The organism is Kribbella sp. NPDC050241 (genome assembly GCF_044459685.1).
In the GTDB taxonomy this organism is placed as follows: domain Bacteria; phylum Actinomycetota; class Actinomycetes; order Propionibacteriales; family Kribbellaceae; genus Kribbella.
In genome coordinates this window covers 179,183-190,361 of record NZ_JBITJE010000013.1, presented here as the reverse complement: position 1 = coordinate 190,361, position 11,179 = coordinate 179,183, and the positions used below count along the sequence as shown (strand labels likewise).

Annotated in this window: 12 protein-coding genes; 4 read left to right on the top strand and 8 right to left on the bottom strand. The window is 68.7% G+C overall.

Features of this window, described 5'->3' with window-relative positions:
* Positions 1 to 148: 148 nt before the first annotated feature.
* Positions 149 to 364 (bottom strand): hypothetical protein, encoded by a 216-nt coding sequence (locus ACIBG5_RS38305; RefSeq protein WP_360458253.1) that lies wholly within the window; start codon positions 362 to 364, stop codon positions 149 to 151.
* 97 nt (positions 365 to 461) lie between these two features.
* Between ACIBG5_RS38305 and ACIBG5_RS38300 the strand changes: the two genes are divergently transcribed.
* Positions 462 to 1,619, top strand: a complete 1,158-nt coding sequence (locus tag ACIBG5_RS38300) for a cytochrome P450 (RefSeq protein WP_396396732.1) — start codon at positions 462 to 464, stop codon at positions 1,617 to 1,619.
* Positions 1,620 to 1,799: 180 nt separating this feature from the next.
* Here the strand turns inward: ACIBG5_RS38300 and ACIBG5_RS38295 are convergent, their stop codons facing one another.
* A complete protein-coding gene (locus tag ACIBG5_RS38295) occupies positions 1,800 to 2,573 on the bottom strand; it encodes an ABC transporter permease (protein ID WP_396396730.1) in 774 nt (257 codons plus the stop codon).
* A gap of 9 nt (positions 2,574 to 2,582) precedes the next feature.
* Positions 2,583 to 3,482: an ATP-binding cassette domain-containing protein gene (locus ACIBG5_RS38290; protein ID WP_396396729.1), complete on the bottom strand. Its 900-nt coding sequence runs from the start codon at positions 3,480 to 3,482 to the stop codon at positions 2,583 to 2,585.
* Positions 3,483 to 3,564: 82 nt separating this feature from the next.
* Here ACIBG5_RS38290 and ACIBG5_RS38285 point away from each other — a divergent pair, with 82 nt between their 5' ends.
* Positions 3,565 to 4,314, top strand: coding sequence for a TetR/AcrR family transcriptional regulator (locus ACIBG5_RS38285; RefSeq protein ID WP_396396727.1), 750 nt, complete (start codon positions 3,565 to 3,567; stop codon positions 4,312 to 4,314).
* On the opposite strand, the gene ACIBG5_RS38280 is transcribed toward ACIBG5_RS38285, so the two are convergent.
* Positions 4,302 to 4,934: a nucleoside/nucleotide kinase family protein gene (locus ACIBG5_RS38280; protein ID WP_396396725.1), complete on the bottom strand. Its 633-nt coding sequence runs from the start codon at positions 4,932 to 4,934 to the stop codon at positions 4,302 to 4,304. The two genes, ACIBG5_RS38285 and ACIBG5_RS38280, sit on opposite strands and share 13 nt — an antisense overlap.
* Before the next feature lie 10 nt (positions 4,935 to 4,944).
* Positions 4,945 to 6,315: an FAD-dependent monooxygenase gene (locus ACIBG5_RS38275; RefSeq protein WP_396396724.1), complete on the bottom strand. Its 1,371-nt coding sequence runs from the start codon at positions 6,313 to 6,315 to the stop codon at positions 4,945 to 4,947.
* A gap of 85 nt (positions 6,316 to 6,400) precedes the next feature.
* Here ACIBG5_RS38275 and ACIBG5_RS38270 point away from each other — a divergent pair, with 85 nt between their 5' ends.
* Positions 6,401 to 7,009, top strand: coding sequence for a TetR/AcrR family transcriptional regulator (locus ACIBG5_RS38270; protein ID WP_396396722.1), 609 nt, complete (start codon positions 6,401 to 6,403; stop codon positions 7,007 to 7,009).
* A 133-nt stretch (positions 7,010 to 7,142) separates the two neighbouring features.
* Here ACIBG5_RS38270 and ligD read toward each other — a convergent pair whose 3' ends face one another.
* From ligD to ACIBG5_RS38255, 3 genes are read right to left on the bottom strand one after another with little or no spacing between them, the layout of a single operon-like run.
* On the bottom strand, positions 7,143 to 8,120 hold the full coding sequence (gene ligD, locus ACIBG5_RS38265; protein WP_396396720.1) for a non-homologous end-joining DNA ligase: 978 nt from the start codon (positions 8,118 to 8,120) through the stop codon (positions 7,143 to 7,145).
* Between the two features lie 40 nt (positions 8,121 to 8,160).
* The gene (locus ACIBG5_RS38260) at positions 8,161 to 9,306 is read right to left on the bottom strand and encodes a branched-chain amino acid aminotransferase (RefSeq protein WP_396396719.1); all 1,146 of its coding nucleotides are present in this window, start codon (positions 9,304 to 9,306) and stop codon (positions 8,161 to 8,163) included.
* 19 nt (positions 9,307 to 9,325) lie between these two features.
* Positions 9,326 to 10,519, bottom strand: a complete 1,194-nt coding sequence (locus ACIBG5_RS38255) for a multiprotein-bridging factor 1 family protein (RefSeq protein WP_396396717.1) — start codon at positions 10,517 to 10,519, stop codon at positions 9,326 to 9,328.
* A gap of 181 nt (positions 10,520 to 10,700) precedes the next feature.
* Here ACIBG5_RS38255 and ACIBG5_RS38250 point away from each other — a divergent pair, with 181 nt between their 5' ends.
* Positions 10,701 to 11,132 carry a hypothetical protein gene (locus ACIBG5_RS38250; protein WP_396396716.1) on the top strand — a complete coding sequence of 144 codons (432 nt, stop codon included), beginning with the start codon at positions 10,701 to 10,703 and terminating at the stop codon, positions 11,130 to 11,132.
* The last annotated feature ends 47 nt before the right edge of the window (positions 11,133 to 11,179 follow it).

Below are 11,179 nucleotides of genomic sequence, written 5' to 3'. Positions count from 1 at the left end.
TGGGGGGGGGTGGGCGGGGGGGGGGGGGGGGGTGGTGGTGGGGGGGCCGGGGGGGGGGGGTGGGGGGGCGGGTGGGGCCGGGGGGGGGGGGGGGGGGGGGGGGCCCCCCCCGCCCCCGACGGTGTTTGTGGAGCGACCTGAGCGGGTGTCAGGCGGCTTGCGGGACGCGGGTGCGGTTCTTGGCGGCCCACACGGCCCGGCGCAGTTGGGCCTTGTCCGGGTAGCCGGCCGCGCGGCCGATCACGTAGACGTCGTGGCTTCGCATGTTGACCATGCCGGCGACGTACCAGACCGGGCTGCCCTCGGCGAGCATGGTGACGATCATGGTGCGGACTGTGCTGTCGGTGGTGGCGGTGGTGTTCATTCTGACCCTCTCCTTTGGTCGCTCTCACTGATACGTCGGAGAAGAGGGCCCGGATTCGACACACGTCGACAAACTTTTCTGCCGGTATTTTGGGCCGGTGACGATCACTCCGAGCGATCCGTACGCCGCCTACTCCGCCCTCCGCCGATCCGGACCCGTGCACCGTGTCGCCGGCCCCGACGGCAGCCCTTCCTGGCTCGTCACCCGGTACGACGACGTCCGCCGGGCACTCGCGGATCCGCGGCTGTCCGTCGACAAGCGCAACGCCCTCCCCGGCACCTACCGCGGCCTCAACCTGCCGCCCGCCCTCGACGCCAACCTGCTCAACATGGACCCGCCGGACCACACCCGGATCCGCTCCGTCGTCACCCGCGCCTTCACGCCCGGCCGGATCGAGGCGCTTGCCGCGCCCATCCGCCGTACCGCGGACGAACTGCTGGCTCCCGTCGTACGTCGCGGGCAGGCCGACCTGGTCGCGGAGTACGCCGCGCCGCTGCCGATCACGGTGATCTGCGACCTGCTCGGCGTACCCGAGGATGCGCGCACCGACTTCCGCGCGTGGACGGACACGATGCTCGCGCCGCCAGGACCGGACGAGGCGCGGGCCGCGATCGGGGCGATGCTGCGGTTCTTCGCCGGACTGATCGAGGGCAAGCGGTCGGTCCCGGGCGACGACCTGGTCAGTGACCTGATCGCCGCGCGGGACGACGACGATCGGCTCAGCGACGACGAGCTGACCTCGCTGATCTTCCTGATCCTGTTCGCCGGGTACGAGAACGTCGTCCACCTGATCGGGAACGCGACGCTCGCACTGCTCGACGAGCCGGCCTTGTGGGAGCGGCTGCGGTCCGACCGGTCGCAGCTCCCGGCCGCGGTCGACGAGTTGATGCGGTACGACGGCCCGGCGCCGCTGGCGATCAGGCGGTTTCCGGTCGAGGACGTGGAGATCGATGGCGTGGTGATTCCGGCGGGGGAGACGGTCCTGCTCGGGATCTCGTCGGCGAACCGGGACGCGGAACGCTTTCCTGATCCGGACCGGGTCGACTTCGATCGCGCGGTCGGCGGACACCTCGCTCTGGGGCACGGGATTCACTACTGCCTCGGTGCGCCGTTGGCGCGGTTGGAGATCGCGATCGCGCTGGAGGCGCTGCTGGATCACGTGCCCGGTCTGCACCTCGGCGTGCCGCGGAGTGACCTGCGCTGGCGGGACTCGATCCGCACGCGCGGCCTGCACGCGCTGCCGGTCATGTGCTGAAAACGCTGCTCGTCTTCTGACAAAACGAAGCGCCCCGGTCAATGACCGGGGCGCTTGTCCGTGTGGGTCCCGGGGGGAGTGGGACCACCACACGTTGGGGGGACTTCGACACTAACCCGAGCGAGGGGTCAGGTCCGAATCCTTTCGAACACGTTTCGGTCAACGGGGTGGAACTTGCGATCAGCGGCTCGTCCGGCGCCGGTACAAAGACGTCGCCAACGTGAACGAGAACAGGAGTAGACCACAACACCACGCGAGTGCGATCCAGCCGTTGTTCCCCAGTGGTGCGCCGATCAGAAAGCTGCGCACGGTCTCGATCACCGGCGTGATCGGCTGGTGTTCACTGATCGGCCGCAACCATGACGGCATCGTCTCCGGCTGGACGAACGCACTGCTCAGGTAGGGCAGGAACAACATGAAGAAGCTCAACGTGCTGGCCGACTCCACCGACTTGGCGATCACGCCGAGACCGGCCGCCAGCCACGACAGCGCGAGCACGTAGAGAAGGAGCAAGCTGATCGCGGCCAGCCATTCGCCGGCGTTCGCCGAAGGCCGGAACCCCATCGCCAGTGACGCGAGTACGACGATCGCCGTCGACACGGAGTTACGGGCGACACTCGCGGTGACGTGCCCGGTCAGCACGGCGAAGCTGCGGATCGGCAACGAGCGCAGGCGGTCGATCATCCCGCTGTGCATGTCGTCCGCGACCACCATCGCCGTCGACGAGGCGCCGTACCCGGTGGTGAGCAGGAGGATGCCCGGCACGACATAGTTGATGTACTCCGTGCCGGTACTGATCGCGCCACCGAAGACGTACACGAACAGGCACATCATCAGCAGTGGGAGCAGGATCGAGACGAACAACGTCTCGACGTTGCGCCGGGACAGCCGGACGCTGCGGTCGATCATCGTCACCGTGTCCGAGAACGCGGCGGCGACTCCGTGATGGGACATGGCGGACTCCTAGGCGGTGAGGGCGAGGAAGACGTCGTCGAGGGTCGGCCGGTGCGACGAGACGCGCTCGGGCTGCAGACCGTTGTCGCGCAGTACGTCGAGCACGTGGTGCAGGTGGGCCGCCGTACCGTCGGAGGGAATGTTCAGCACGAGATCGTCGGCGACGCCGTCCAGTACTCCGGTTGCCTTGAGCAACTGCACCTCGTCGGCGAAGCGGAGCTCGATGCGTTCGCCGCCGATCTGGGTCTTGAGTTCGTCGGCGGTGCCGGTGGCGACGATCCGGCCATGGTCGAGCAGCACGATCCGGTCGGCCAGCCGGTCCGCCTCCTCGAGGTACTGCGTGGTGAGCAGGATCGTGGTCCCGTCCCGGACCAGTTCACCGATCACGTCCCACATCGTCGACCGGCTGGCCGGGTCGAGCCCGGTGGTCGGCTCGTCCAGGAAGATCACCCGCGGCCGCGCGATCAGGCTCATGGCCAGATCGAGCCGCCGCCGCATCCCGCCGGAGTACGTCTTCACGCGCCGGTCCATCGCGTCGGTCAGCCCGAATCGCTCCAGCAGTTCGCCGGTACGTCGACGTGCGGCGGGCCGGCCTAGATGCATCAACCGTCCCACCATGACCAGGTTCTCCCGGCCGGTCTGGTTCTCGTCCACCGCGGCGTACTGCCCGGTCAGGCTGATCACCCCGCGAACGTGGGCCGGCTCGCGCAGGACGTCGTACCCGCCGATGGTCGCTCCGCCGTCGTCCGGCCTGGTCAGCGTGGTCAGGATCCGCACGATCGTGGTCTTGCCGGCGCCGTTCGGCCCGAGCAGCGCATGCACTGACCCCTCCGGCACCCGTAGGTCGACCCCGCTGAGCACCTCGGTAACGCCGTAAGACTTCCGCAGCCCGGTTGCCTCGACGATCATCGTCCCCTCCTTACTGCGTATCGAATACGCTAAATAGCGTAACAGGTACGCTATATCGCTCCGCAAGCCCTAAACTGGGGCGGTGGAGAAGAACGAGTTGCCCCCGGCCGTGGCACTGATGTGGCGGTTGCGGGAGGCGCCGCGGCGGGGACCGAAGCCGTCGCTGTCCCTCGACGACATCGTCCGGGCCGCGATCGAGATCGCCGATGCGGACAACGATCTGGGTGCGGTCTCGATGGCACGTGTCGCCGAGCGACTCGGCAACTCGACCATGGCGCTCTACCGGCATGTGAAGAGCAAGGACGACCTGCTGGTGCTGATGTCGGACGCGGCGATCGAGCGCCCGGACCCGATGCCCGAGGGGGTCGACTGGCGGACCGGGCTGACGTTCTGGGCGGACAACGTGCTGGCCGCCATCCGAAAACACCGGTGGTACGCGAAGATCCCGATCTCCGGTCCGCCGGCCGGCCCGAACAACCTCGCCTGGTTCGACGCCGCGCTCGGCGTACTGAACGGCACCGGCTTGCCGGAGGAGGCGAAGGTCGGTGTGGTGATGGGCCTGATCACCTACGTGCAGGGTCAGGTCCGGGTCGCCTTCGACCTGGCCGCGGGGTACGACGAGAATCCGGCGGCGTTCCTGCAGTTCGGTGCCACCCTCAGGCAGGTGGCCGACCCGCGGCAGTATCCGGCCGTCGCCCGCCTGGTCGAGGCCGGCGTCTTCGACGAGGTGGGCAATTTCGAGGACGAGAGCGACCAGGACTTCGGTTTCGGTCTGCAGCTCTACCTGGATGGTGTGGCGGCCTTCATTGACCGGGTCTGTCAGGACAAGTGAATGACCGCGTCCGCCGCCGGCGCGGTCGCCGCGATCAGGCGAGCGTTGCGTTCGTCGGTGCCGAAGGTGCGCTCGAGCGCTTCCTCGGCCGACCTGCCGTACCGCCGGTGCCGCGCCTCGAGCCGTTCGTGCCGCAGTTGTTCGGGCACCTCGACGTACCAGCACTCGTCGAGCAATGTGCGGAGGGTTGCCCAGGGTTGCTGGTCGAAGAGCAGGTAGTTGCCTTCGGTCACGACCAGGGTGACGTCGGGTCCGACTCCGATGCTGGCGGCAATCGAATCCTCCAGCCCGCGGTCGAAGCGCGGCGCCCAGATCTGCTCGTCCGGTGACTCCTTCAACCTCTTGAGCAAGGCAACGAACCCGTACCCGTCGAAAGTGTGCGGCGCACCTTTCACTTCGGTCAGTCCGAGCTCGTCCAGGACCGATTGCGCGAGGTGATAGCCGTCCATCGGCACGAGCGCGACCCGGTGCCCGTCACCGATGAGCTTCGCGGTCAGCTGCTCGGCGTACGTCGACTTGCCGGCCGCGGGAGCTCCGGTGATCCCCAGGATCTGCCGCCGCCCCCGCGTCGCGAGGCCGACGGCGCGGTCGTAGGCGGCGGCCGAATCCAGGGTCTCCATCCCAGCGATCCTAGGCGAGGTAGCCGTCCGAGCGGACGAGGATCTCGTCGCCGTCCTGGGCGTGGTAGTGGGTGAAGGCCTCCGGGCTGGTGTACGCCGCGCTGCCGTCGCGACCGATGTCGACGGTGTGCTCGTCGGTCGACGGAGTAGTGGGGGAGAAGCGGAGCAGGGTGGTGTGCGGGCCGCGGAAGAGGTCGAACAGGCGCAGCTTGTTGCCTGAGGCTTCTACCAGCGGCGCGTCCGGTGCGCGGTCGCCGGAGGTGATGGCGCGAGTGTCCGAGAGGTCGCGGTAGGAGACGTCGAGCTGGCGGGTGTTCTCGCCGCGCTCCATCGCCGACTCGTCGCCGTCGACATGCTTCTGCATCAGCTCTCCGCTGATCCCGAGCACGCGAGCCGCGTTGGTCCGGCGCTCGGTCTCGTACGTCGCCAGCACCTCTTCGCGTCCGCCGGCCAGCTTCCAGCCGAGGTTGTACGCGTCCTGGACGCCGGTGTTGAGGCCCTGACCACCGGTCGGCGGGTGCACGTGCGCGGCGTCGCCGGCGATGAAGACCCGGCTGACCCGGAATCGCTCGGCCAACCGGACGTTCGGCCGCCAGACGGTCGACCAGGTCAGATCCCGCAGCTTCGCCACGCCCGGACCGGCGTACCGATCGACCAGCGCCTGCAGGCCCTCCAGCGAGGTGTCGGCGTCGTCGGAGTCGAGCGGGGCGCCGAACTGGAACTGGTCCCCGCCCGCCAGCGGTGTGAGGGCGATCCCCGACATCGGGTTGTCCTTGCCGGCGAACCAGTAGCCGGAGTCGTGGTTCAGGCCGTCGGCCGCGACGTCCCCCAGGAGGGTGCGGATCGACTCGTCGGTGGTGCCCTCGAAGGCGATCCCGAGGTGCTTGCGGACGAAGCTCCGGCCGCCGTCGGCACCGACCAGGTACTGCGCCTCGACCATCTCGCCGGTGGAGAGTTCGGCGGTCACCGAGTCGGAGTCCTGGGTGAACCCGACGATCGCGGTGTCCAGCTCGACCTGAACGCCGTACTCGGTGAGCTTGTCGCGCAGGATCTTCTCGGTGCGCGACTGGCCGAGCATCCAGGCGTTCGGGTACGGAATGTCCGGGGTGGGCTCGAGGATCGGTGCCATCCGGCGCTCGTCGACCGGCGTGCCGTCCAGATAGATCTTCATGGTCGGAAGCGACCGGCCCTGCCGCAGGATCTCGTCGATGACCCCGAGGTCGTCGAACACCTCGAGGGTCCGTGGCTGCAGACCGTCGCCGCGCGAGCCGTTGAAGAACTCGGTCGCCTTGTCGATCAGCCGGACGGCGATGCCACGCCGGGCCAGGTCGATCGCCAGCGTCAATCCGGTCGGGCCCGCCCCTGCGATCAGAACTGTCATGATCTGGTCTCCTTGACTGAATTATGATTCACTGAATTCAGATTCACTATGAACGTGACTAGGGTTCGGTGTCAAGGAGGTTGTCGTGACCGACACGGTGAGCCGCCGGGAACGGGCGGCCGGGACCGGGGCCGCGCTGAAGCAGGCGGCCCGGGAGGTGTTCGCCGAGCGCGGGTACCTGAACACGAAGATCACCGACATCACCGCGGCCGCGGGCCGGGCGACGGGATCCTTCTACAACCACTTCGCGGGCAAGGAGGAACTGCTCGAGGCGCTGCTCAGGGACATGCTCGCGGAGGCCGACGAAACGATCGTCGACGTTGCCGGCCATGACGCGGACTTCAGCAAGATCTCAGCGATCCGCTGGCACGTGGCCGCGTTCTGGCAGTTCTATCAGCAGCACCTGCCGGAGATGATCGCGGTGAAACAGGCCGCGATGGTCGACCCGGAGCTCGGCCGGCGGCTGCAGCAGATCATGGCCGACGACGACGCCCACATGATCGAGCACTTCGCCCATCTGCCGAATCCACCGGCCGAACCGCTCGTGCAGATCTCCGCGATGAACGCGCTGATGGAAGGCTTCGCCTACACCTGGCTGGTCGTCAATCCCGCCAACGGCCAGACCATCCCGGACGAAACCGCCATCGACACCCTCACGAACCTCCTCCACCACGGCCTGGCCGGGAGACAGTAGCCGCGGCGGACCTGTGGCACTCACCAAGTACGTCAGCTCCTCGTCGGTCAGGCTGGGGCGTGAGCTGACGCGGCCGGACCGAGGACGTTGGTGAGTGGGGCAGGTCCGGGTCGCTTTACGCGGCGGCCGGTGGCTAGTCCTCCGGCGGAGGTGGCTCCTCGGCGCCTTCGCGTTCGTCGCGGGCGGCCCACTCGAGCAGGGTGTCGAGGGAGTAGACGTTGTCGTCGATCGTCTCGTGCAGGTCGCCGAGCTCGGCGAAGCGGGCCGGCACTGTCTCGATGGTGAACTCGCGCGGCTCCACGTCGTCCACCTCGTCCCAGCGAATCGGGGTCGAGACTGTGCCCTCGGGGTTACCGCGGACCGAGTACGCGGCCGCGATCGTGTGGTCGCGCGCGTTCTGGTTGAAGTCGACGAACAGCTTCTTCGGGTCGCGGTCCTTGCGCCACCACGTCGTCGTCACATCGTCCGGTGCGCGTCGCTCGACCTCCCGCGCGAACGCCAGGGCGGCCCGGCGTACGTCGGAGAATCCGTACGTCGGCTCGACCCGGACGTAGATGTGGATCCCCGACCCGCCTGACGTTTTCGGATAGCCGACCGCACCGAGGTCGTCCAGGACCTCGTGCGCGACGTGGGCGACCCGGCGTACCCGGTCGAAAGGGCAGTCCGGCATCGGGTCGAGATCGATCCGCCACTCGTCCGGCTTCTCGGTGTCGGCGCGGCGGGAGTTCCACGGGTGGAACTCGACGGTGGACATCTGCACCGCCCAGGCCACGTGCGCGATCTCGGTCACGCACAGCTCGTCGGCGGTCCGGTTGTACCGCGGGAACTTCACCCGGACGGTCTCCATCCACGGCGGCGCGCCGTGCGGCAGCCGCTTCTGGTGCACCTTCTCGCCGGCGACGCCCTCCGGGAACCGGTGCAGCATGCACGGCCGCTCCCGCAGCGCGCGGACGATCCCGTCACCCACCGACAGGTAGTACTTCACCAGATCGAGCTTCGTCTCCCCGCGGGCAGGAAAGTAGACCCGATTCGGATTCGAGATCCGCACCGTCCGCTCGCCCACCTCCAACTCGACCGCCGGAGACTTCGCCTTCCCCTTGGACTCAGCCATGACGTCAACCTAACCGCCACCGGGGACAAACGGCAGGTATCTAGGCCAGACGCGTGAGCCAGGCTCGGGGGTCGGGGGTGCGGCCGTACTGCAGGTCGAGCAGGGTGGTGCGGATGGACTTGGTGACTGGGCCTACGCCGAGGTCGACGGTGTGGTCGCCGATGGTCAGGTCGCCGTCGGGCCAGGCGACGCGGCCGATCGGGGTGATCACTGCGGCGGTGCCGGAGGCGAACACCTCGGTGATCTCACCGCTGCGTACGCCGTCCTTCCACTCGTCCGCGGAGATCCGGCGCTCCTCGACCGCGTGCCCGAGATCGGCGGCCAGCTCCAGCACCGAGGCGCGGGTGACTCCTTCGAGGATCGATCCGTTCAGCTCCGGGGTCGCGATGCGGCCGTCGGCGTACACGAAGAACATGTTCATGCTACCGATCTCCTCGAGCCACTTGTGCTCGGAAGCATCGACGAACGCGACCTGCTCGCAACCGTTGGCCACAGCCTCGGCCAGACCGGCCAGGCTGGCCGCGTAGTTGCCGCCGCACTTGGCCGCGCCGGTGCCACCCGGCGTCGCGCGGATGGTCGAGGTGGTCAGCCAGATCGAGACCGGCTTGGGACCGGTGTCGAAGTACGGGCCTGCCGGCGACGCGATGACCCCGAACAGCACCTCGCGTGCCGGTCGCACGCTCAGCGCCGCCTCGGTGGCGATCATGTACGGGCGCAAGTACAGGCTGGTCTCGCCGTCCTCGGCAGACGGCACCCACGGCTCGTCGACCGTCACCAGCGCACGCAGGGCGGAGATGAACGCCTCCTCCGGCACCTGCGGCAGTGCGAGTCGCTCGGCGCTCTTGAGGAACCGAGTCGCGTTGCGATCCGGGCGGAACGCCCACACCGACCCGTCGGCATGCCGGTACGCCTTCAGACCCTCGAAGATCTCCTGTGTGTAGTGCAGTACGGCGGCAGCCGGGCTCACACTGAGCGGTGCGAACGCCGTGACCTTCGGGTCGTGCCAGCCCCGGTCGTCCGTCCAGTTGGCTACCACCATGTGGTCCGTGAACGACTGCCCGAAGGCAGGCTTGGCCAGGATCGCCGAGCGCGCCTCCGCACTCGCCGGATCACTCCGCAACTCGACCGCGAAGTCCCACCCGCTGGTCACCGTCGTGCTCTGCGTTTCACTCGTCACCCGCTGCACGCTACTCCCGGGTCATGCCTCACCACGACCCGCTGCCCACACTGCGGCCGGTCGCGTACGTACGCCGCTCCACCAGAACCTCCAGATCCCGCACTGCTGCCAGTCCTGGCTCCCGGTCCCGCGCTGCGGCCAGCACTCGGCGGGCCTCGTCGTACAGGTAATAGGTGTGCCACTCATCCGGGAGCTCGACCAGCTCCCGCATGGCCAGCGCCAGACCAGCCGCGACCTCACCTTCCAAGGCCAGGCACTCGGCCAGCGCCAACTCCAACTGCGCCCGCTCTTCGACTCTCTGCTCGGGGCACAGCTCCAGTGCGCGCCCCAGCATCAAGCAGCCCGCAGTCCCGTACCCCAGGCTCGCGCAGACTCTGCCCTCCGCGGCATGCACCTCGTACGCCGCGAGGTCGCCCAGAGGACTCGTGGTTGCCGGGGGCAACACATCGGAACAGCTCAGCAGCTCCTGCAGGGCACGGTGTGCTTCGGACCGTCGGCCCAGCTGGGCCAGCACCCGCGCCCGCACAGCATGAGCCTGCACGCCGCTGGCCGGGATCTGCTGTGCGAGCGCCAAGGACTCCTCCGCCAGCTCCAGCAGCTGCGGCAGCGGTCGCCGCTCCGCGAGTCCGCTGATGGCCTCCCTCGCGCGCACCAGGCTCCGCATCGAAACCTCGCCGGAGCTGTCCGCGAACGCTCGGCCCGCCGACCACCAACGCCTCGCCGCGCGCAGCTCGCCAAGCCCGGTCAGTGTCTCGGCGACCAGGACGCTCAGCTCGGCCGCCCGTACTCCGAAGCCGTCCTGTCCCTGTGCCTGGAGTAGCTGAAGGTCTGCCAGGAGCTCCGGCAGCAGCCGTGCCGGCGGAACACTGTGAACGTCGCCAGTCGCCTCCACGCGGTCCACGCCGGCGAGAGCGCTGGTCAGCCCGTCCCACACTGCCGCCAACGAAGCGGCCGGTCGACCGGAGACGACCGGACGCACTGCTGCAGGCCGCTCGGGGTGTGCCCGCAGGTAGGTCCCGGTCAGCCGGCTGCCGGTGCCGAGCTCGCGATCGCAGAAACGGGCCAGGTCGGCAGAGCCTGGTCTCCGGCCACGCTCCACCTGCGACAAGTAGCTGTGGTCGTAGCCGACCCGCGCTGCCAGCTGCCGCAGACTCAAGCCGGCCGCCTGCCTGCACTGCCGCAACTCCCGGCCGAACCCTGATACAGGCGCTGCCTCAGCCACAGGATCACCCCCGTCCGCTCACTGCCACACCTGGTGGTTGCGGTGCGTGTCCAGAAACTACAAGCCCCCACCGACAAAACCAGTCCCAGCAGTTCGGCCGGTTGTGAGGGGGTGTGGGCTGTTCTCACAGCCCACAGACCACACCTGTTGTGGGCAGCGCGTGCTGGGCGATTCTGCAGAGGTGAACACGATGCAGCGGCAGGCTCGCCTCTTCCGGTTGGTACGCCACACCGACGTCTCCGGCGTGCGCGGCACAGGCACCCTGGCCGAAGGTGTGGAGTGGTCCGACGGCACCGTCGCCCTCCGGTGGCGCGGCCGCTGGCCCGGAACGTCCACCTGGGACGGTGGGATCGAGGCTCTGCTGGCGGTTCACGGTGCCGGTGGACGCACCCAGGTCCACTGGTTCCCGGCCAAGCCGGCCCGCGCCACGGCCACGACACCGGCCAGGACCACGTCGGCCACGGCGACGACAAGGGCCAGCGCCGCGCCGGCCACGGGTCAAGCGGTCTGGCGCGAGGACTCGGTGGAGACCGTGTGGTTGCCGGCGCCGGGGCTGGACGGCCTGTGTTCGCGCTGCGGCCAGCTGTGGCCTTGTCTCAGCTGCGGTCCCTGACCGGGTGCCCCTGTGCTGATCCGGTTTAGTGTGAGTTCGTTTGGGTT

What these genes read in the sequence shown, in the direction of transcription:
- ACIBG5_RS38295 (WP_396396730.1), bottom strand. Translation starts at nt 2,573, where the DNA reads ATGTCCCATCACGGAGTCGCCGCCGCGTTCTCGGACACGGTGACGATG.
- ligD (WP_396396720.1), bottom strand. Translation starts at nt 8,120, where the DNA reads ATGGCTGAGTCCAAGGGGAAGGCGAAGTCTCCGGCGGTCGAGTTGGAG.
- ACIBG5_RS38275 (WP_396396724.1), bottom strand. Translation starts at nt 6,315, where the DNA reads ATGACAGTTCTGATCGCAGGGGCGGGCCCGACCGGATTGACGCTGGCG.
- ACIBG5_RS38290 (WP_396396729.1), bottom strand. Translation starts at nt 3,482, where the DNA reads ATGATCGTCGAGGCAACCGGGCTGCGGAAGTCTTACGGCGTTACCGAG.
- ACIBG5_RS38280 (WP_396396725.1), bottom strand. Translation starts at nt 4,934, where the DNA reads ATGGAGACCCTGGATTCGGCCGCCGCCTACGACCGCGCCGTCGGCCTC.
- ACIBG5_RS38305 (WP_360458253.1), bottom strand. Translation starts at nt 364, where the DNA reads ATGAACACCACCGCCACCACCGACAGCACAGTCCGCACCATGATCGTC.